General features: G+C 51.1%; 13 protein-coding genes and 1 pseudogene. 13 read left to right on the top strand and 1 reads right to left on the bottom strand.

Going from position 1 to position 21,890, the window contains the following annotated elements:
- Positions 1 to 59: 59 nt before the first annotated feature.
- Positions 60 to 1,049: a DUF2860 family protein gene (locus I6L41_RS08125; protein ID WP_216963253.1), complete on the top strand. Its 990-nt coding sequence runs from the start codon at positions 60 to 62 to the stop codon at positions 1,047 to 1,049.
- 985 nt (positions 1,050 to 2,034) lie between these two features.
- Here I6L41_RS08125 and I6L41_RS08120 read toward each other — a convergent pair.
- Positions 2,035 to 3,207, bottom strand: a complete 1,173-nt coding sequence (locus tag I6L41_RS08120) for a hypothetical protein (RefSeq protein ID WP_216963250.1) — start codon at positions 3,205 to 3,207, stop codon at positions 2,035 to 2,037.
- A 659-nt stretch (positions 3,208 to 3,866) separates the two neighbouring features.
- Between I6L41_RS08120 and I6L41_RS08115 the strand changes: the two genes are divergently transcribed.
- The 12 genes and pseudogenes from I6L41_RS08115 (at position 3,867) to I6L41_RS08065 (ending at position 21,848) form a co-directional block, all read left to right on the top strand.
- Positions 3,867 to 4,031, top strand: a complete 165-nt coding sequence (locus I6L41_RS08115) for a hypothetical protein (RefSeq protein WP_216963247.1) — start codon at positions 3,867 to 3,869, stop codon at positions 4,029 to 4,031.
- A gap of 63 nt (positions 4,032 to 4,094) precedes the next feature.
- Positions 4,095 to 4,310: a hypothetical protein gene (locus tag I6L41_RS08110; protein ID WP_216963245.1), complete on the top strand. Its 216-nt coding sequence runs from the start codon at positions 4,095 to 4,097 to the stop codon at positions 4,308 to 4,310.
- 400 nt (positions 4,311 to 4,710) lie between these two features.
- Positions 4,711 to 5,565, top strand: a pseudogene (locus I6L41_RS20875) (hypothetical protein); the annotation flags it as partial.
- Between the two features lie 108 nt (positions 5,566 to 5,673).
- Positions 5,674 to 7,188, top strand: coding sequence for a hypothetical protein (locus I6L41_RS20770; protein WP_254203408.1), 1,515 nt, complete (start codon positions 5,674 to 5,676; stop codon positions 7,186 to 7,188).
- Positions 7,189 to 7,591: 403 nt separating this feature from the next.
- Complete coding sequence (locus tag I6L41_RS08100) at positions 7,592 to 10,003, top strand: hypothetical protein (protein ID WP_216963239.1); 2,412 nt, start codon at positions 7,592 to 7,594, stop codon at positions 10,001 to 10,003.
- Positions 10,004 to 10,693: 690 nt separating this feature from the next.
- Positions 10,694 to 11,776 carry a cadherin repeat domain-containing protein gene (locus I6L41_RS08095; RefSeq protein ID WP_216963236.1) on the top strand — a complete coding sequence of 361 codons (1,083 nt, stop codon included), beginning with the start codon at positions 10,694 to 10,696 and terminating at the stop codon, positions 11,774 to 11,776.
- Positions 11,777 to 11,890: 114 nt separating this feature from the next.
- Complete coding sequence (locus tag I6L41_RS08090; RefSeq protein ID WP_139405449.1) at positions 11,891 to 12,904, top strand: DUF823 domain-containing adhesin; 1,014 nt, start codon at positions 11,891 to 11,893, stop codon at positions 12,902 to 12,904.
- A 102-nt stretch (positions 12,905 to 13,006) separates the two neighbouring features.
- A complete protein-coding gene (locus I6L41_RS08085; RefSeq protein WP_180342858.1) occupies positions 13,007 to 13,144 on the top strand; it encodes a hypothetical protein in 138 nt (45 codons plus the stop codon).
- A 322-nt stretch (positions 13,145 to 13,466) separates the two neighbouring features.
- On the top strand, positions 13,467 to 16,484 hold the full coding sequence (locus I6L41_RS08080) for an inverse autotransporter beta domain-containing protein (protein WP_216963233.1): 3,018 nt from the start codon (positions 13,467 to 13,469) through the stop codon (positions 16,482 to 16,484).
- Positions 16,485 to 16,900: 416 nt separating this feature from the next.
- Positions 16,901 to 17,473 (top strand): cytochrome b, encoded by a 573-nt coding sequence (locus tag I6L41_RS08075; RefSeq protein ID WP_216963228.1) that lies wholly within the window; start codon positions 16,901 to 16,903, stop codon positions 17,471 to 17,473.
- A gap of 118 nt (positions 17,474 to 17,591) precedes the next feature.
- Entirely contained in the window at positions 17,592 to 18,215 is a 624-nt protein-coding gene (locus I6L41_RS08070; RefSeq protein WP_139405446.1) for a response regulator transcription factor, read from the top strand.
- 3 nt (positions 18,216 to 18,218) lie between these two features.
- Positions 18,219 to 21,848, top strand: a complete 3,630-nt coding sequence (locus tag I6L41_RS08065) for a transporter substrate-binding domain-containing protein (RefSeq protein WP_216963224.1) — start codon at positions 18,219 to 18,221, stop codon at positions 21,846 to 21,848.
- Positions 21,849 to 21,890 lie beyond the last annotated feature (42 nt).

Below are 21,890 nucleotides of genomic sequence, written 5' to 3'. Positions count from 1 at the left end.
CTCCCTCCTATTTATCAGGCTCGGCCCACCGAGAGTGGCCGCTTGCCAGGAGTGTTGCGATGCGTATTGGTCTGCTGTTGAGTATGGGGATGCTGGTAGCAAGCGGGGTTCAGGCACAAGAGCTGGGAGCCATTCCCGGGGAATCTGGTTTTTCCGGCAGTGTGCTGGCGGGGGCCAGCGTTGGCGAGACCAAGTCCAATTTTGCCACGGGGAGTGCAGGTAGCGAGCGTATTGAAGCTTTGGGGGCTGCGGCGCAGCAGCGCCACCTTGATCCGGTGATCAACGGGGATCTTCGCTATACCTTTGCCTCCACCGGTAGCCAGCTGTTTTTGGGCAACCTCATTCAGGATGCCATTCGCGGCGACGGTACCCAGCAGTTCGGGCTGCGCCAGCAGCTGGGGGACAAGGGGATCGTGGCCGGTTCGCTGGTGTTCAATGCCACCCCGGTCAAGGTCTGGCGCGATCCCTTTGCTGTGGGTGTGGAACGCGAGCAGAGTGACGTGCGATCCCACGGCGCCCGTCTGGCGTGGGACAACATCTGGGGCAGTGCGCTCAGTGGCAGCATCACCAGCCGCGACGTCAAGGTGGATGGGGAGTCCAGCGGCGAGCAATATGGTCGCGCTGTGATGGGGATGCCGGATCGCAATGGCCGGGTCAACTCCGCCGAGGTCTCCTACCAGTTCCGGCTAACAGACGATCAGTTCCTCGAGCCAGCATTGCGCTATGAGAAGGCTGATCTGGCGGGCAGTGCCGAGTCTTATGTGAGCAAGGGGTTGCAGCTCACTTACGCCAAAACCTCGCCCCGCTGGTCATTTGTCAGCAACCTCTATCTGGGCAAGCGGGACTATGACGAGGCCAACCCGCTGTTTGGCCAGCGTGCCGACAGTCGCGACATGGCCATCGATGCCACCCTCTTCTGGCACCAGCTGTTTGGCATTGCGCCCCTCTCTGCGGTCCTGAGCGCCAGCTACGCCACGGCAAACTCCGGGATCGACTTTTACGATATTTGCGCCACCAGCATCACCACGGGCCTGCTCTACCGTTTCTGATCCCGGCATCCGGCAGCGAGATGAGGTGTACACACAGGGGCTGGTCAATCCAGCCCTTTGTTTATGGGATGGAGCACAATAGACAATTCAAGCTGTATGCAGGTTGGTCATCACATGCAGACAAGAGACGTTATGACAGAGGGCATTTGAAGGGCGCGCGTGACAGGGAAGGGGGCGAACAGAAGATACGAAAAAGCCCAGCCAAAAGGCTGGGCTTTAGAATTTGGCTCCCTCGACATCATCTGAAATTGCAATGCAACTCATTGTAATTGAACTGTATTTGTTGTTATGGAATTGACTGTTGGTACTGTGTTTGGTACCAACCTTTTAGGTACTTTTCAGGAATCAAATCAGTTCCCAAATAGGTTTCCCGCAAGTTTCAGGCTGCTCTTTCTTGTGTCACGGTGTCATTCTGTCACAGCCTTCCAGTAAATCGTTGTCGAAGTGTAGGCCACGCTGCGGATTACTGGTTAACTTGTTGATTATCAAGGGTAGTGCTTTTTAGTGGTTGAGCTGTTAGCGTTTGGGGTCGTGATGCGAGTGACACTGGTCGCGAATGAGAGGCCGTCAGAGTGTCATGTGGTGACAAATGGTCCTTGTTGTATGCCATCTCTTACCCCCAGCTCTTGCGCAGTTCAGCCCTCCTGAACGCTTGCTGGCCAAGTGATATGGGGGCGTCATTGCCCCTTTTGTTCATAGATTGCGCTATGGGCCTTGGAGGCGCTCTGGGCAAACAGGGGCGGCCAGCTTTGCTGACAAGGGAGGGGGGGGAGATGATGAAAACTAACCGGATGTTAGGGCGGCGTGGCATCCTGACCAGCTATCGAGCAAATCAGGTAAGCAAACGAGCTGGAGTGCTGTCTGTATTGAGGCTGGAGTTGACGAAGCCAGCTTGGCCTTCAAACGATGGTCAAGCTGGCCGTTTATTGTGATGCAGATGGGAAGGTGAGTCTTTACAGACTCAACTGCCTATTACCATAATTTGTCAGCGAGCATGGTAGGCATCAAAGATTCTTTTTGCATCAAGCTTGGCCTGTTCATCGAGTGCTGGACTCAAGGCTCTGAGAGCGGAACGTCCTTGCCGATTATTCCAATCGGGAAAGAGGTACGACGCCTGTTCTTCTGTATCGCATTGTAGGAGCAGATAGTCGTGGTATTTATGCTCAATCTTCGGCTCGCAACTGCGCCACCTATTATCTGAAAACAAGCGAGAGAAGTAGGTATTCACGGTAGCTCTATACAGGAGATCGTGTCGGTAGCAGCTTGATACAAGCTTGTGCTTGATACCGTTATGTTTGGTGGCAGCCAGCCATGCCTGAACTGCGTCATCATGGTAGCTGGACTCCATCAGCATTGGTGCAACCAACGTAAGATTCCTACCACTGATGTACTTGAGGTTTACGCCTTGATCGTCGTGCCTAATCCAATCTGCCAGTAAATCTTTGGTATCTTCATCGTCAAGTGCAATGGCATCGAGCAGCAAATCTATGCGCATGCCTTTTCGCCATCTAGTGTACGCCTCGGATTTTGCAATTTGCAGCTGTTCGCCGTGCAGCTCAGCACCACCAAGGTACAACCGGTAAGCCTCATCACGACGTTCCAGCGTAGCAAAATCCAGGTATGCTTCGGGTTCTTGTAACGGGACAGACAAATGGTCAGACAAGGCCACGAGAAGTGCGGGGATGTACTCTCTCTCAGCTATGCGTCTGACCTGCTTGACCAGACTGTCAACGACCTCGTAATTTTCCCCATTGGGGTGGTCGATGAGGGGGGCCAAGCGTGCTAATTGGTGCAGAGCATAAGCCGGTATATAAGACGGTCTATAAGCAGGATTTTCGTCTTTGTTGACTTCATCCTCTTCGAGGAGGGTCAGCACATGGACTCGATGCTGGCGCATGATGTCAACGATAATGTGGGCTGGTATCTCTTGGCCAAGAATGTCTTTGGCTCGCTCCTGGACACGCTCGATATTGGTAGACATAGGTGTCTCTTGAACGTCGGCATCAACCAGCACGATCGACCTGTGCGTCAGCGCGGCATACGAGCCAAAACCCAGAGCTGCAGCTAGCAACTCCAGCGTTTGTTGATGAGTGGTGGTGGTACCAGAAAAGAGTTGCAGAGCACTGCGTGCTTCACGAGCGAGATTCGATAGGTTCATAGTTGCATCCTCGAACCTTGGGTTTTCATGCCGCACGTTTAACCATCCAAGGTCATGATATCAACTACGAGAAGGTTAAGAATCATCAGGCCTGTTTCGACTCGTGCGAAGGTCATGCTGGCGAAGCAAAACTACCCTACACCAGACGGTATGATTTTCGCAAATCCATTTTTTGGGGCTCACAGGGGAGTGTTAGGAGGATCATAACCTCCCATAATGGGTAGTCTTCAGCCCCGATACCAGCTGAAAGCCATCGACGTTCTGGCAACTGATGTCAGGCCAGTCATGTATCACTAGTGTCCATTTCTGGGGGAGTGGTGTCTTTTAGAGCAAATAGCCAAGTTCAGGGGGCAGTCGTGATGTATCGCATGGCCTCACCGAGCTCAACTGGTTAAACTTCTTGTCAATTTGTTGTGGTGCCAACATGGCTGCGTCACCCATTCACATCGTTCCATGCGCCCTTGGCGCAAACTGACACCTATCGGAATACCTGACTCATGGCGATCAAGAAGAACGAACTCTACTCCTCCCTCTGGGCTGGCTGAGCTGCGGCATTGATGCCTCCCAGTACCAGAACAATATGCGGGCACTACTGTGTGTGAAATACGTCTCCGATAAGACCAGGGGCAACCCTTACGTCATGTACCGGAAGGGGTGACATGGTGGCACTCAAGGAAAGCAAGGATATAGGCAAGGGAAGCAACACCATCATCATTGCGCTGGCGACTGCCAATGATCTGCAAGGGGTGATCACTATTGCCGACTTCAACGACGAGGACAAACTCGGCAAGAGCAAGGAGATGAGCGACTACCTCTCCAAGTAGGTGGTCATCTTCGAGTAGGCTGATCTGTCAGATGGTTTGTTTGATGATGCTTACGAATATCTTATGCGCAACTTCACCACCGAGCTGTGCCCCAAGGTGCCGATCATTGACGTACAGCAGATGGGCAATGCCACCAGTGCCTCGGCCCAGATGAACATGATGCAGCTGCGCTTCATGCTGCTTCGCGGCAATACCAAGGCGCGTATTCGCGAGAACCTTGATCACCCATGGCGCTTGCGTGGCGATGTGCAACTGAGCTACGAGCTGAAGTTCTGGTAAGCAGCGCAAGAAGTAAAACCGGAGAGTAAATATCAAAGCCGGCCTCGAGAGGGGCCGGTTTTTTGTTGGGACACAGCAAGGGGAATATGACTACTCACTCATAGGAATCGCCCTACATACGGCTGGTGGTGGTGATGAAAAAATACCCTCAGATGTATTTGATACCCCCTTTCATGGATGAGAGACCCGAGAGCGTTTGGGTACAACATCCAGCCATTCCTTGGTCAGGCAATCTCGGTAGTAACGGCAGTTCACGCCATATCAATGCAACACATGTAGACCGCTTAGCGCTGTTATCGTGATGCGCAGCGGCGTTATCTGGTTGTCGGTCCACCGAGTGGTGAGCTGGTTTTAGTGATAACGGGTGTGCGTAGTGCATACCGGTTGCAAGAGGTTAGTTATGAATAAAGCAAATGCCGTAATGACATTAAGCACCTTGGCGCTCGCCATCGGTGTTTCGCTGGCCAGCCAGCAGGCGCGGGCTGCCGATCCCACTGCTGCGGCCCCTTACGCCCAAGCCGTATCCGGCGACCTGTATGGTACAATGTCAGACCTTGGTACTCTCAGAAACGATGACTCAGGGCTCAATCTGTATAATGCCGTCAGCGCTGATAGTAGCACTGTGGTAGGAGCGGCTAGCGCCGACATCGACGGCTCCCAGCGAGCTTTTCGCTGGAACAGTTCCACGGGCATTATGCAGGATCTTGGCACCCTTAGAAGCGATAATCTAGGAGAGAGCACAGCTCGCAGCGTCAGCGCTGACGGTAGCACGGTGGTGGGGAACGCTGACACCGAAGATGGTTCTTTTCGTGCCTTTATCTGGAACAGTTCCACGGGCACTATGCAGGATCTTGGCACCCTTAGAAGCGATAAACTAGGACACAGCAGAGCTTACAGCATCAGCGCTGACGGCAGCACGGTGGGGGGGCACGCTCGCACCGATACTGGCCAATGGCATGCCTTTCGCTGGAACAGCTCAACCGGTGTCATGCAGGACCTTGGAACCCTTAGAAGCGATAACCTAGGAAGTAGCATAGCTCGCCACGTCAGCGCTGACGGCAATACGGTGGTGGGACACGCTTCGACCAACGACGGCACGTCTCGAGTCTTTCTGTGGACTTCCTCCACGGGCGCCATGCAGGACCTCGGCTCCCTCAGAAACGACAAACTAGGATATAGCAGAGTTGACGCTTTCAGTGCTGACGGCAGCACGGTGGTGGGAGTGGCTGATACTGATGATGGCGATGATCGAGCCTTTCGTTGGAACTCGTCCGTCGGAACTATGCAAGACCTCGGGACCCTTAGAAAAGATAACCTAGGCCCAAGCGCGGCTTACGCCGTCAGCGCTGATGGTAACACGGTGGTGGGAATAGCTAATAACGAAGATGGCGCAGCTCGCGCTTTTCGCTGGACCTCCGCCACGGGAGCCATGCAAGATCTCGGCACCCTTATAAACGATAACCTAGGATACAGCGATGCTCGCGGCGTCAGCGCTGACGGTAGCATAGTGGTAGGGTACGCTCAGGCCGAAGACGGCAAATCTCATGCCTTTCGCTGGAGCAGTTCCAGTGGCACCATGCAGGATCTTGGCACACTTCAAATTGGAGGCACCAGCTACGCTTACTCCGTCAGTGCTGACGGCAGCACGGTGATGGGTCGATCTGATATCGGAAGTATTTATCGAGCATTTATCTGGCGCGCCTTTAAGCCGGTGACGCCGCCGACTGATCCGGTTGATCCGCCCACTGATCCGGTTGATCCGCCCACTGATCCAATCGATACACCGACTGATCCGGTTGTCCCCCTTGTTCCGCCAGTCGAGCCGGGTGGAGAAGTGGCCAATCAGCCCGAGCCTCAACCTGATCCGGGTAGCGAGGGGAGTGGTGGCGTAATGCAGGATTTGGGCTACCTGTTTGATTCGATGCCGATTCTGGCCGCCCAGACCGAACAGGCCTTCCGCGCCCAGCAGCGCTCACTGGGTCGTCAGCTGGACAACGCTTGTGTCAGTGGTGCCGAAGGTCAGCAGTGCCTGCGTGTGACGGGTGAGCTGAGCAAGGTGACTGACGCCCCGACCGCGCTGGATTATCAGGTTGCGCCGCAACTGTCGCTGGCGTATGGCTATGGTCTCACCGACCAGCTCACCGCCGGGGTGACCGCCTCGATGTTTGGTTCATCACTGGACAACCAACGACTGACCGAGCGCGGTGGTGCCGAGCTGGACAGCGGTGTGGGTGTAGGTAGCTACCTGCACTTCTCGCAAGGGGCAGACGAGACCGGAGTGCAAGCCGGCGTGTCACTGGGCTACGGCGAACAGCGTGGTGAGTTTGTGCGTGGTGATGGTCTTGCCAATGTGCAACACGGTAAAGGCAAGGCTGATGTGAAGAGCGTGGCTGTGCGGGGTTCCTTGGGCTATGGCGTAGAGGTGGCAGAGTGGAAGGTGACGCCTCATGCCGAAGTGACCCACTTTATCACCAGCCGAGACGGTTACCGTGAAGGTGGTGAGCGACTGGTGTTTGATGTCGAGCACGACAAGGTGAAAGACAAGAGCACAGTGGGCAAGGTGGGTGTGAAAGGCGAGACCGCGCTGGCGAAGGGAGTGAAGCTGAAACTGGATACAGGGGTCGAGATGGACCTGGATGTGAACCCGGTGACGCTCAAGGGCAGAAGCGACATATTCAGCCTGGGTGAAGGGATGCAGGAGTTTGCGGTGAGTGCCGAGCTTGAGCGCAATGATATGCGTCCTTACGCGGCAGTGGGTGTTGGCTATGAGCTGGAGCAGGCTGGCACCGTAGGGCTGAATGTGAAGGCTAGCCAGGCTGAATATGGCAATCAGGGCGTTGATGGCAGTGTGCAACTGAGCTACGAGCTGAAGTTCTGATAAGCAGCGCAAGAAGTAAAACCGGAGAGTAAATATCAAAGCCGGCCTCGAGAGGGGCCGGCTTTTTGTTGGGACACTGCAAGGGGAATATGACTACTCATTCATAGGAGTTGTCCTACATACGGTTGGTGATAGTGATGAAAAAATAGCCTCAGATGTGTTTGATACCCCCTTTCATGGATGAGAGACCCGAGAGCGTTTGGGAACAACATCCAGCCATTCCTTGGTCAGGCAATCTCGGTAGTCACGGCAGTTCACGCCATATCAATGCAACACATGCAGACCGCTTAACACCCTTATAGTGCTGCGCGGCTGTGTTGTCTGGTTGTCGGCCCATCAAGTGGTGGTCTGGTTTTAGTGATAACGGGTGTGCGTAATGCATACCGGTTGCAAGAGGTTAGTTATGAATAAAGCAAATGCAGTGATGACGCTGAGTGCGCTTGCACTGGCTATTGGAGTTTCACTGGCCAGTCAAAAGGCGGAGGCTAATGGTGGTGAGTTCAGTGATATTGGTGGGGTCGATGGTGCGCCAGAATTGGATGCATATTTGACTGGCGATACAACATCTTTCAATGTGCTCTCTGCTGATGGCTCAGTTGTAGTGATGAATATCGATGGGGGAAATGCGATTTTCTACGATATGGTGTCAGGGCAAAAGCGGTTTTTGGAATCACTTCGTACTGATAACGTAGGCGGATCTAGTGCATTGTATATATCCGTTAATGGATTGGTCGCAGTCGGACAAGCGGAAACAGATAGTGGTGTGGAACAAGCGTTTCGCTATGAAGTTGACAGCAATAAAATGATTGGCTTGGGGACCTTGCGTTCAGACAACAGCGGGTTCTCAATGGCCAATGTGGTATCGGCCGATGGTACTGTAGTGGCCGGGATGTCGGACGCTGATGATGAGGCGTCACATATATTTCGCCATGAGCGTGGTGATAGCAAGATGATTGACTTGGGGTCGTTGCGCAGCGATAACCTCGGTGGCGGTTTGGTCAGGGGAATATCTGATGATGGCCGTGTGATTATTGGCCTGTCCGGAAATGATAATGGTGATATGCATGCATTTCGTCATAACCGGGGTGATGTCCAAATGACAGATTTGGGTACGCTAAAAGCTGACAATAGTGGATCTTCATTTGCGTATGCTGTTTCAGCTAATGGGCGCGTAGTTGTGGGTAACGCAGCTTCTGACGACTCCGTTAACAACATTGCCTTTCGCCATAACGAGGGTGACAGCAAGATGACCGCATTGGGCACTTTGCGCAGCGACAATACTGGTTGGTCTTATGCTAGTTCCGTTTCTGCAGATGGTCGCGTCGTAGTCGGAGCATCAGCCTCTGACAGTGGTGATGGACGTGCTTTTTACCATGTAGAGGGCGCCAGCAAGATGATAGACATTGGCTCTTTGAAAGATGATAACTCTGGTCGTTCATGGGCTGGAGCTCTATCCTCAGATGGGGATTTCATTGTCGGCGCAGCAGCGACAGACAGTGGCAGTGAGCATGCTTTTTTGTTTCATATCAATGATGGTCGAATGATCGACCTAGGAGTGTTGGACGGCTACGAAAGTTCCTACGCAGTCAATATCTCTGCCGATGGTTCTACAGTAGTAGGTAATAGTCGAGCTGAAGGCTCCATGCCTTGGCTGTCTAAGCAGCGAGCTTTCGTCTGGCGTGCATTTGAGCCAATTATTCCGATCGACCCCGTTGATCCAATTACTGACCCAGTAGATCCTATTGTTCCGCCAGTCGAGCCGGGCGGAGAAGTGGCCAATCAGCCCGAGCCTCAGCCTGAACCGGGTAGCGAGGGGAGTGGTGGCGTAATGCAGGATTTGGGCTACCTGTTTGATTCGATGCCGATTCTGGCCGCCCAGACCGAACAGGCCTTCCGCGCCCAGCAGCGCGCACTGGGCCGTCAGCTGGACAACGCCTGTGTCAGCGGTGCCGAAGGTCAGCAGTGCCTGCGTGTGACGGGTGAGCTGAGCAAGGTAACTGACGCCCCGACAGAGCTGGATTATCAGGTTGCGCCGCAACTGTCGCTGGCGTATGGCTACGGCCTCACCGACCAACTCACCGCCGGGGTGACCGCCTCGATGTTTGGCTCATCACTGGATAACCAGTTGCTGACTGAGCGCGGTGGTGCGGAGCTCGACAGCGGTGTGGGCGTAGGTAGCTACCTGCACTTCTCGCAAGGGGCAGACGAGACCGGAGTGCAAGCCGGCGTGTCGCTGGGCTACGGCGAACAGCGTGGTGAGTTTGTGCGTGGTGATGGTCTTGCCAATGTGCAACACGGTAAAGGCAAGGCTGATGTGAAGAGCGTGGCTGTGCGGGGTTCCCTGGGCTATGGCTTAGAGGTGGCAGACTGGAAGGTGACGCCTCATGCCGAAGTGACCCACTTTATCACCAGCCGAGACGGTTACCGTGAAGGTGGTGAGCGACTGGTGTTTGATGTCGAGCACGACAAGGTGAAAGACAAGAGCACAGTGGGCAAGGTGGGTGTGAAAGGCGAGACCGCACTGACGAAGGGAGTGACCCTGAAACTGGATACAGGGGTCGAGATGGACCTGGATGTGAACCCGGTGACGCTCAAGGGCAGAAGCGACATATTCAGCTTGGGTGAAGGGATGCAGGAGTTTGCGGTGAGTGCCGAGCTTGAGCGCAATGATATGCGTCCTTACGCGGCAGTGGGTGTTGGCTATGAGCTGGAGCAGGCTGGCACCGTAGGGCTGAATGTGAAGGCTAGCCAGGCTGAATATGGCAATCAGGGCGTGGATGGCAGTGTGCAACTGAGCTACGAGCTGAAGTTCTGATAAGCAGCGCAAGAAGTAAAACCGGAGAGTAAATATCAAAGCCGGCCTCGAGAGGGGCCGGTTTTTTTGTTTCACTTAATCAGCACATTAGATGTTTAACGACTTGATATCATCGAAATATCGGGGGAAGGCTCATGTGTCATTCGATTGCTCAAATTAAGGAGAATAACGTCAATTGAGTGCCGAACTGGATAGTCAGCCATTTCATAACGGTGATCATTTCATGGGGGAGCCAACAATAGGGACCATGTAAACAACGCCGCTATGTGGAGTTATGAGATTTAGCCCCTGTTGGGCCACATCAGCATGTTATTAGCACGGTAAATCTCAGGATGGGCAAGTCTATACTCTTGACTTATTGAGTTGATAAGTATTTTCCTACATTGCGTTGCCATGTAATCCTACATACCTCGAATCACTATGTGGCTATTATTCATGCATCGATTCAGCGGGCTCGTTGAAAAGATAAAAATCCAAAATCGAGTTGCCGGTCTTAATGCGTTGGTCAGTATTAAAATGTTGTCCAGCCGGATACAGAGTTGTTTGTGTTTTGCCTCATCTAACAGGTTAAATAGTGCAAACAGTATCAAGCCCATCTTCGGGGCAGTGAACCAGGGATAGTCTCCTCGCGATAGTTAACAAAATGCAGTTGTCTTTTGGCTGCTGATGTAACCGACAAGGTCTCTATTCATGAAAAAGTTTGTAACTCCTGCTCACCATATTCGTCGTACCACCTTGGCTGCCGTTTTGCTGGCTACGCTGGTCAGTAACGGCGCGAGCGCTTTGGTCTCAACCAATAGCGCAGGCCCCATTCATGGTCGTCAAATCACCGTCGTCGCCGCACCGGAAATCACTGGGCTGGGGGTGGTCGGTGTGCCGGTCACTCTGCCAATGGTTCCGGGTACTGCCGATGCAGATGGTGATGCACTGACCGACTGGTACTACGTTTGGCAACTGGATGGTGTTGATGTCGGTGCCGAGCAGCTGGCTGGCAGCGTTGATGCTATTCCCGCCTATACCCCGCAACCTGCTGATGCCGGCAAGAAGCTGACTCTCAAGCTGCGTGCCGTTGCAGACGAGCGAAGCTTCCCGGTAGCAACCCGTTACTCAGCAGATAGCCTCTCCAATGAAATTATGATTGCGGCCGGAGATCTGGAGATCGGTGGTGAAGGCCCCATTGTTGAAAATCCTGGTATCCCGGGCTCCATTGGTCTTGACGGCGCAGGTAACGGCAGTGGCCCCGAAAACCAGGAGATCAAGGTTGATGTTGGCTCTTCGGTCACCAACAACAACAGCGGTGGTGATCTGCAGTGGAGCCTGAGTGGCGATGATAGTAGTCAGTTCACCATTGACGACAACGGTGTACTGACGCTGAAGCCGCAAGATGCTGAAAACCCGCTTGATACGGATGGTAATGGTACCTACGTAGTTGAGGTCACGGTAACCGATCCGGTTACAGGGGCGCAGGACAGTATCACTATCACCATCACTGTGGAGAACGTGGTTGAAGCTGCAATCGACGTCAAGGTAGTGGATGCGACTGGTGCAACCATCACCGGCAACCCTGTCGTAGGGACCACTCTGCACTCCTCCGTGACGTTGGATGACGGTGCTGGCGAGAAACTTGACCGTGTTGATGCCACTTACCAATGGCAGCGTGCGCTGGATGGTTCGGAAGATTGGGCTAATGTTGATGGTGCAACCAGTGCCACCTACACCACCACCGGTGCAGATCAGGGTTACAAGTTCCGCGTGGACGCCAACGGTAAGTAATATCGCTACAAATCACAAAAGCGGCAAGGAGGCCCGGTGTATACCGGGCCTTTTTTATCAACATACGGGTTGGCAATAAGTTCATATTGCGACAGTTTAACCAAGGGAGAAACCATGACACTACCACAGCGTTTACACCCAACCCTGCGCCGGTCAAAGATAGGATGCCTGATATTGTTTGTGCTGGCAGGTCACTCAGCCATAGCCAAGGAGAGTGATTCGACGGCAGCCATTTATGGGCGCGGTGCTCCAACAGCCCCTGCGATTACATTTAAAGCCATGACACAAGATCAGTATCTTCGCGTGGATCGCGTTGACGGCTCTATTGATCCGGATGGCGACGAGATCACTTACCAGACACGCTGGTGTTCTGAGCCGTCTGGTCAGGGCGCTTGCTCATACGGCGATGCACGACAGATGTCTGAATCAGTAAGTTATTACGTTGCGGCGCGTGCGGTTACCCCACGGGGCTATCCGCAAGCAACACAAGGTGGTAGCGACTGGACTGAACTGGCGACTGGCCGGATACCCAAGGTTACCAATATCGAGGTCAACCGTGGTCAGTTGGCTGGGCCAGGAACAGCGGTTTCTGCCAGTTACCTGTATGAAGATCTGGATGGAGACCTTGAGGGAGCCAGTCGCTATCAGTGGTACGTCAACGGCGTTGCTATGGCCGGTGAAACGGCACGCCAATACATGGTGAAAGAGAGCGATCTCAATAAAGAGCTGGCTGTAGAGGTTGAGCCGATGGCTCAGAGTGGGTTGGCAAATCTGGGTAAAAAGAGGGCATCAGTAGTATGGAAAGTAGCGCATCTAAAAGTGAAAGTGGGGGCGCTTACTTTTTACCGTTCTGCAGTATCGGGCGAACTGGCTTCCCAGAGTGGTGCTACAACAAAGTGCCAGCAGCTTGGTATGAGACTGCCGACAAGGGCCGAGTATCAGCTTCTCTATAATGCCTACCCAGCCAATAAAATATCTTCCGCTATTGGCTGGCCAACAAACATCTATGCATTTTGGACATCAGAGGTTCACACGGCAGGAGCCATACACTGGGCGTTCAGACTGGATAATGGAAATACTAACGGAACCTACTCGATAAACAATGAGTATTATCTCTGTGTTAGTTGATGACGATATGAATAAAAAAAGACCGCTCGAGGCGGTCTTTTTATTTGTCCACACTTTTTGAAGCAGCATAAGGATAAGTGGCGAAATGCTACTTGAGTGCTTGTGTCTGGCAAGAAATTAAAAGGTGGGTTGATGCTGTTTCAGCAGAGCGGACTGATGAATATTAGAATGTATAGAAATGATAATCAAGATTTTATGCATAAAAAAAGCCGCCTGGCGGCGGCCAAAATGGCTGGATAAAGTCGATGATCTGACTTTATTAAACGCGCAACTTGTCAGCCAGGCACGGGATATGTGTTACGCGACTAAATAATGCCACGTTTAAAGATAAAACCCTTGTAGGAATAGACTTAATTTTTTTTGTGAAATCTAAGAACATAAAACAACATACTGGTCACTTTTAAGGTGTGGATTGTAGTTTTAATCGCATAAGGCGGGTCCTACATCGCTATAGGTGATTTCCTACATCGCATGTTCGTCCATTTCTATATGATAGCTGACATGGATTCTCCAATTGATGGACCGCTGACATATATTGCAACAACAGAAGTGAGTTTTAAGTATGTTTAAGAAAAGCCGCGTCTATCAACTGGTATGGGCTTACCTCTTTATTGGACATAACGCTGTATTGCCGATTGCATACGCTGCTGGTGCAATACCTGAAACGAAAAAACGTCAGGAACAGTCCTCACAGAATAGTTACACCGTTAAAGTAGGTGACAGCCTGAGTGGTATTGCCAAAGCTCATGGTGTAGCTGTTCATATTCTGCTTGCCATGAACGAGAGCAGGCTGGCAACTCACCCCCTCGAAGTTGGCCAAAAAATAATGGTGCCAGCAGCAGTGGCTCTTCCTGAGCTGGGCGGCAAAAATCCTCTCAATTTGACAGCGAGTAATGAGAGCGCTAAATCCGTTGCCGATTACGCTGCGGAAAATGCTGCGCGCATTGCAACCCAGTTTGCAACCAACGATGAGGCTGGGGTTGATGAGACCCTGGCTGATAAATTTGCACGCCAGACGTATGGTAATGCTGACAATGCATCTGTTGTTACAGGTTCATCCTATGGCGCCAAAGAGGAAGCGCAGTACTGGAAACGTCAAGCTGTCTCAGGTTTTGAGGCCGAAGCCAACCAGTATGCTCAGGAATTGGTAGGCAAGGGGACCGCCAGAGCCAAGATTGCTCTCGACGATGAAATGAATTTTGCCGAGTCATCCCTTGATGTGCTGATGCCGTTCGCAGAAAGCGAGTCGCGCATGCCGTTTGTACAAGCTGGGGTCAGAAAATCCAGCAATGACAACATTACCGCGAACGTTGGTATCGGCCAGCGCCATTTCACCAAAGATTGGATGCTCGGTTACAACGCCTTTTATGACCAGGATTTCACCGAGCGCGCGTCCCGTGCCGGTATTGGTGCAGAAGCATGGCGTGACAATCTCAAGATGTCTGCCAACGGCTATATACCGCTGAGTTCCTGGAAAGAGAGCGACAAGATCGAAGATCACTTGTCCCGTGCGGCCAGTGGTATTGATGTCAACATTCAGGCCTATCTGCCTTCGCATCCGGCACTGTCAGGCTCTGTGACCGCAGAGCAGTATTTTGGTGACAAGGTGGATATCTTGGGCTCCCAGAAGCTGGAGAAAGATCCCCATGCCATTACCCTGGGGGTCGGGTATCAGCCCGTTCCATTGGTCAAATTTGATGTCAAGCACACTGAAGCATCCGGTGGTCAGAGCAACAGCCAGTTTGGGTTAAATCTTGAATGGCGTCTGGGCGAGTCACTCAACAACATGTTGGATGGCCGCAAGGTCAACAAGTCCATGCGCGGCATGCGCTATGACCTGGTCGAGCGTAACAACCAGATTGTTCTCGAATATACCAAGGCACAACTGATGTCTGTGGCATTACCGCAACAGCTGAGTGGGTTCGAAGGCAGCCCGTTTGATATTTCGGTGCAGGAGCTACGCAGCAAACACCCTGTTGCCGAGATTGTTTGGCAGAGCCCCTTGTTTGACAAGCTTGGTATTCCGGCAGCGCAGTTGCGCGGTGCCGATTTGACCACGCTGCGCTTGCCCGAGTTGCCCGTATTTGAAGCCGAAGGCAGCAATTTATACGGTATCACAGTCATTGTTCGTGACATCAAGGGCAACGAGGTCAGTGCGTATAGCGCCCTTGAGGTACTGCAAAACCGAACCAGACCTGAAGTTGTTGACCCTGATGGGGATCTTGATGGTGACGGCCTGACCAACGGTCAGGAAAGCCAGCTCGGTACCGATCCGGAAAACAAGGATACCGATGGTGACGGCATTGATGACAAGACCGAAGTGGACAACGGCAGCAATCCGCTCGACCCGAACGACCCGGTGGCTGATCCGGACGGGGATATAGATGGTGACGGCCTGACCAACGGTCAGGAGAGCCAGCTCGGTACCGATCCGGAGAACAAGGATACCGATGGTGACGGCATTGATGACAAGACCGAAGTAGACAACGGCAGCAATCCGCTCGACCCGAACGACCCGGTGGCTGATCCGGACGGGGATCTTGATGGTGACGGCCTGACCAACGGTCAGGAAAGCCAGCTCGGTACCGATCCGGAGAACAAGGATACCGATGGTGACGGCATTGATGACAAGACCGAAGTAGACAACGGCAGCAATCCGCTCGACCCGAACGACCCGGTGGCTGATCCGGACGGGGATATAGATGGTGACGGCCTGACCAACGGTCAGGAGAGCCAGCTCGGTACCGATCCGGAGAACAAGGATACCGATGGTGACGGCATTGATGACAAGACCGAAGTAGACAACGGCAGCAATCCGCTCGACCCGAACGACCCGGTGGCTGATCCGGACGGGGATCTTGATGGTGACGGCCTGACCAACGGTCAGGAAAGCCAGCTCGGTACCGATCCGGAGAACAAGGATACCGATGGTGACGGCATTGATGACAAGACCGAAGTAGACAACGGCAGCAATCCGCTCGACCCGAACGACCCGCTTAATGGTGGTATGAAGTTGAGTGATAACAGCCTGACTGTGGTACGTAATAACGCTGTAGCGAATGGTATTGACAGCAACGAGTTGCAAGTGGCAGTAGTCGATGCTGCGGGCAATGCGAAAGCCGGTGTGACCGTCGAGTGGACCACCACTGCCGGCAGCCTCTCGGGAACAACCAGCATCACTGATGTGAACGGTATTGCCCGCATCGAGGTGAGACATACCGGGATTGCCAGCGTTACTGTAACCGCATCCCTGCTGGGCTCCAGCCAACAGGCTGATGTGAACTTTGCTGCTGGGCAGATCGCAAGCGATGGTGTGCGGGTGACTGACCAGAGTGGTAACGATGTACCGGCTTATGCTCCGGTGGGTACTATCCTCTATGCCCATGTGCGCCTGGAAGGAGAGGTTGACGGACAAACCGGCCGGGGTGATGAGCAACTGACTGGCGGTTCACGGCTGACTTACCAGTGGCAACGTACCAATGATGGCGTGAACTGGAGCGATATCGGCTCCTTTGATCGCTACACAACGACCGGTGCGGATCAGGGTTACACCTTCCGTGTTCACGTCACCGCACAGTGACGGTCAGGAGATGAAGGTCTCGTAAATCGTCTTGTCATAAATAGGTTGCCCATCTACTGATGGGCTGCCAACACCAAGCACTAAACAAACAGGAAGATTAATTGAAACAATAAACAACGCTGCCCTGGTTATTCAACGGTGCTTACGAATTATTTCGTTATGCTAAACTCGTAAAAGGTAGGTATAGCTAGAGCTTGAAGAAATAGAGGTATGGTAATGTCAAAGACCAATAACTTAGGAACGGTCTACTATTAAAGATAATCGTGCTGTTTTTAATTCTGTAATTAATTTGCTGTCATTTATAGGGGGGTTATTACTGAGTTTCATTTAGATAGTAGGAATTGACTGATTTAAATATCATTGCAGTATATTCATTTTTATGGTTAGTAATAATGTAATTGGTGGAGTTTATGTTGGTGAAAAAATATCACGGCACAATGATTGTTTTTCATTGGCTTATAGCTATCTTGATGACAATGGTTATATTTTTTTCTCTTTTTTATTGGAGTGTTAAAACCTTCCATCTCCCCTTTACCAAAGATACAGTGTTTGCCACATTTATCGGCCATGAGACGGTCGGTTTCTTTTTACTGCTGGCGACTGTGGTGCGAATCTGCAATTCCCTAAGTCACCGCGCTGAGAGACCCCGTTCAATCAATGCGGATCATCCGCTCAAGCACGCTCTTGAAAAGGCGGTGCATCTGTTCTTGCAGTACGGGGTGATCCTTCTGACCCTGCTGGGGTGGGCCACCGCCAACGCCAAAGGATACGAACTGCGCCTGTTCTGGCAAGAGTGGCTGACCCTGCCCAACCTCGTTGAGTTGGGTGATCCCAAACAAGCGGCCACTAACACCATCTACCAGCTCTTGTTGCAGTGCCACAGTGTTCTGGCCTTTGCCATGATGGCCGTGGTGCTGCTGCATATCACTGCTGTGATGGTGCACCGGTTCAAGGGGCACAATCTCTTGACCAGAATGTTGTTGAGCTAAGTGTTGTACCACAGGTCGGCAGGTACCATCCGACTGCTGACTTGCCCCCTTATCGATAATGTTCTAGGTTACAATCAATAACTTACTGGCTTTACTATTGGCTTGATAAAGGAATCGCATGGCAACGATCATGATTGTGGATGACCATCCGGCTATCAGAATGGCCGTAGGCATCCTGTTAAAAAGTAAGGGCCACCAGATCTCGGGTGAATTTGATAATGGTATCGATGCTCTGGCGCAGATCCGCCAGCAAGCGCCCGATATCCTGGTGCTCGATATCAATATTCCCCGTATCGATGGCTTTGATGTAATCAAGCGCTGCCACGAGCTGGCCATGTCACCAAGAATTATCGTGTTAAGTGCCCATGACAGCGACCACGTCAAAACCCGCTGTGTTCAACTGGGGGTCTCCGCCTTTGTCTCCAAGCTTGATGATCTCACCAAGCTCTCTTCTGTGGTGGAGCAGGTGCTGGCTGGCTATGTGTTATTTGACCAAGCCCTTCGCTTTGATGCTGCCGGCAAGTCAGATATCGACAGTGCAGAGGTATTGAAGACGCTTTCAATGCGTGAGATGAGTGTGCTGATGGCTTTGGCAAGAGGCGATAATAACAAGAAAATTGCCAACGATTTGGTATTAAGTGAAAAAACAATTAGTACCTATAAAACAAGGCTGATGACCAAGTTACAGCTCAACAATATTGTCGATCTACTTAACTTTGCCAAACGCCATAATCTGGTCTGAGCCATGAAAAAAATCTTGACGCTATTTTTTTTTATCACTTGCTCCACTGTTGTCGCTTCAGAAAAAACGGATCAGACCATAATTCCAATATTTTCCCGTGAGCCAGTCCCTGTCAGTCGAGCCGTGACGCCCTTTAATACCGCCGAACAGACATGGCTGCACAATAAAAAGCAGTTGGTGTTGGCCGTGCCTGCCCCCGACAATCCACCTCTCGATATATCTCTGATGTCCGGTGACTATGAAGGGGTTACGGCAGACATCGTGGGGTTGCTCTCTGCCACCTTTGGCATCCCTGTCATCGCCAAGCGCTATGAGACACGCTCTGCTGCATTGCAGGCAATCAGGCGTGGAGAAGTAGATTTTATTGGTTCCGCAAACACCTATGAATCTTTTCAGGGTTTTTTACTCACCAAGCCCTATATTAGCGACACCCCTGTGCTCTTTATTCGCCAGGGCATACAGGTAGATGACGTTGAATCTGTTGCGGTGCCACAAGATTACCTACCAGACGAATTTTTCAACACCTTGTTCAATGATAAAAAAGTCATTCATTATTCAGGGCGTTACAGTGCCTTGGCCAGTGTGGCCTACAAAAGAAATGATGCGGTTTTGATCGACTTGTTATCTGGGAACTTTTTAGTCAACAAATTCTATCTGGAGAATGTTGAATTCGGAAAAACGATACCATTCAACTCTTACGGTTTCTCATTTGCCCTCTCTCCCGAAAACAAACTCCTCCAGCAATTAATCAACAAAGCCATCGACATCATTCCGGCTACATCTATCAACGCTATTTATCAACGCTGGGCTGGAGGTGGGGTGTCGCTGGTTGGTGAGTCGCTCAATCTGACCGCTGCCCAAAAGGCATTTCTGGCGCAAAAGAAAGAGATCACCTTGGCAGTAAATGACCGGATCCCGCCGATGGGATTCGTCGATCAGGATGGCTATTTTCGAGGCATCTTGGCTGACCTGATACAAACAATTCGGCTACGGCTCGGGATTAATGTCAAGTTGGCGGTCATGACTAACTTGCGGGATCAGTTGGATGCTGTGCAATCCGGTGATGCTGATGTGACCATTAGCAGCCCCAATAGAAAATATAGCCAGCCTTTGGTTTTCAGCAGAGCGATTGTGTTGGATCCGTTGGTTTATGTGATCAGAAAGGAAAATTACGATAAGTATTCAGATGTTGAGAGTGTGCTAAATGATGGTCCGTTAGCGTTGGTAAAGAGTACCGTAGCGGAAAAATTGGTTGAAGAGTACCAATCCGATAATCTGAAAGTCACCTATTTTGACAAGTACGACAATGCATTGGCTTGCGTTGCCAATCTGCTATGTAACGCTGCGATTGTGCCATTGCGGCCTGCTCAATATTTCATTAACAGTAATCATACCGATTCACTTGCTGTGGGAGGGGAACTTTATGACTCACAGCCGGTGGCAGCGGCCTTCACAACACGGCCAGATAATCGTGCGCTGATTGAAATATTGGATAAAGTTATTGCATCAATTCCACCAGATGAACTGGAAGTATTATCCAGTCGTTGGCGAGTCAGCGCCAAGCAAGATATATTGACCTTGAATGATGTGTTTCATCAATTCTGGCTGGAGATTGTTGCAGCAACCGTCACACTATTGATAGTTGTGTCATGGGCATTGATCTTGCGCCGCCAAAACAATGAAAGAAAGCGTGCTCAATTCGCGCTAAAGCAACAGCTTAAATTCATGGACGATCTGGTTGACAGTATTCCGCATCCTGTATTCGCTCGAGATAAAGATAACAACTTCATACTATGTAATAAAAGCTACTGTAGCTTTGTTGGGGTTGAAAAAGAGCGGATGTTAGGCACAAATATTGCCAACCTGCCGATATCGGAACAATCACAAGAAGATCTTCGAGAGATTTACCGTAAGCTTCATGAAAATGGGGTTAGTTATAATAATGATCACTTATTGAAACTTGCGGATGGTCGAGCCTTTCATGTTTATTATTGGTTGCATATCTATCATGATCTATCCGATGAAGTCAGTGGTATTATTGGTGGTTGGCTAGATATCAGTGAACGTCATCGCTTGATGGAGGAGTTGGCAGAAGCCTCACAACGTGCAGAATATGCTAATAGGGCCAAGACAACATTTCTTGCGACCATGAGTCATGAAATTCGCACACCAATGAATGCAATAATCGGTTTGCTTGAATTGACCCTTCGTAAAGGTGGTATTAGTGCACAGGCGAATGATTCAATCGAAATTGCACTCAAGTCTTCGAAAGAATTGCTGGGATTGATTGGGGATATCCTTGATGTATCAAAAATTGAATCAGGCAAGCTTGAGCTATCTCCTGCTCCTCATAATATTGCTGAACTTAGCCGCTCAGTAATTAATGTTTTCTCAGCGAATGCACGAGAAAAGGGGCTTTACCTCACATGTTCCATCGATGATGAACAGACGGTTTTGATCGACTCGATGCGTTACAAACAGATCATATCAAACTTGATCAGCAATGCGATTAAGTTCACCCATAGAGGGGGCGTTGATCTTGCTCTTACACTATTAAGCGAGGATGACGAGTGTGTAGTGACGATAAACGTTACGGATACCGGGATAGGGATAAGCCAGGATGATCAAACTCGTTTGTTTCAACCTTTCAGTCAGGTAGAACAGTCCCAAGATGAGTATCGTTCTGGTACCGGGCTCGGTTTGATGATTTGTCGTACCCTGTGCGAAATGATGGGGGGGCGTCTCGAACTGATGAGCGAACCGGGTCAAGGTACAAGGGTCCTGATATCACTGCGGTTACCAATAGTTGGCAGTTCTGCTATGGTGCGGCCATCACTCCCGACGTTGAGTGACATATCAGCTATTGCCACCCGCAGCAGTCGAATTCTGATTATCGATGATCATCCAACTAATCGATTGTTGGTGAATCAACAACTGACCTTTTTAGGGCACGAGGTTACGATGGCTGAGTCCGGTCGGGATGCCTTACAGCAGTTAGTGGATCAACGCTTCGATTTCATTATTACCGATTTTAATATGCCGGATATAAATGGCCTTGATTTTACTGAGCGCTATCGTCAGCAAGAGCGTGACGAGCAACGAGAACGGACAGTTATTATTGGGTTGACCGCCGATGCGAGACAAGAGCAGATCCAGCATGCGATCGAAGTAGGCATGGATGATTGTTTATTCAAGCCTGTCAGTCTGGATCAGATTCGAGATTGTCTTGCCAAGCATGATCCACGACCATCGGGTAATGATGCACAAGTGACGACTAGTGCAGCAATAGCTGAACGGATTGACCAGGTGCTTGGGGGATTAGCAGCCGGAAATACCCAGTTTATGTTGCCTTTGCTACAAGAGTTCTTGAAGGCTACGGATGATGATATCGCTATGTTGACATTGGCTAGTAACGATAATGATAGCCGGCGTTTTCTCGATTATTTGCACCGAATCAAAGGTGGTGCAAGGATCATCGGTGCTGATCAACTTGTTGAATGTTGCACCGAGTGGGAACAAGCACCCAATTTGAGTGGGTCTATGCCGAGATCGCTGGATCAGGTTAATGATATTTATGGCCAAGTAAAACAGGGGATTTTATATTGGCAGGAGAGTAAAGGCGTAATTGAATAAGAGAAGAAATGAAGGGTGATTTAAATCTTCATACTATAATTG

This window comes from Aeromonas sp. FDAARGOS 1411, from assembly GCF_019047125.1.
Taxonomy (GTDB): Bacteria; Pseudomonadota; Gammaproteobacteria; order Enterobacterales; family Aeromonadaceae; genus Aeromonas; species Aeromonas veronii.
The sequence above is the reverse complement of the archived record's forward strand: the minus strand, read 5'-3'. Positions and strand labels throughout refer to the sequence as shown.

Bases quoted from the DNA above. Each gene is read 5' to 3' on its own strand.
- I6L41_RS08120 (WP_216963250.1), bottom strand. From the start codon at position 3,207: ATGAACCTATCGAATCTCGCTCGTGAAGCACGCAGTGCTCTGCAACTC.
- I6L41_RS08065 (WP_216963224.1), top strand. From the start codon at position 18,219: ATGAAAAAAATCTTGACGCTATTTTTTTTTATCACTTGCTCCACTGTT.
- I6L41_RS08095 (WP_216963236.1), top strand. From the start codon at position 10,694: ATGAAAAAGTTTGTAACTCCTGCTCACCATATTCGTCGTACCACCTTG.
- I6L41_RS08110 (WP_216963245.1), top strand. From the start codon at position 4,095: ATGCGCAACTTCACCACCGAGCTGTGCCCCAAGGTGCCGATCATTGAC.
- I6L41_RS08125 (WP_216963253.1), top strand. From the start codon at position 60: ATGCGTATTGGTCTGCTGTTGAGTATGGGGATGCTGGTAGCAAGCGGG.
- I6L41_RS08115 (WP_216963247.1), top strand. From the start codon at position 3,867: ATGGTGGCACTCAAGGAAAGCAAGGATATAGGCAAGGGAAGCAACACC.
- I6L41_RS08080 (WP_216963233.1), top strand. From the start codon at position 13,467: ATGTTTAAGAAAAGCCGCGTCTATCAACTGGTATGGGCTTACCTCTTT.
- I6L41_RS08090 (WP_139405449.1), top strand. From the start codon at position 11,891: ATGACACTACCACAGCGTTTACACCCAACCCTGCGCCGGTCAAAGATA.
- I6L41_RS08100 (WP_216963239.1), top strand. From the start codon at position 7,592: ATGAATAAAGCAAATGCAGTGATGACGCTGAGTGCGCTTGCACTGGCT.
- I6L41_RS08070 (WP_139405446.1), top strand. From the start codon at position 17,592: ATGGCAACGATCATGATTGTGGATGACCATCCGGCTATCAGAATGGCC.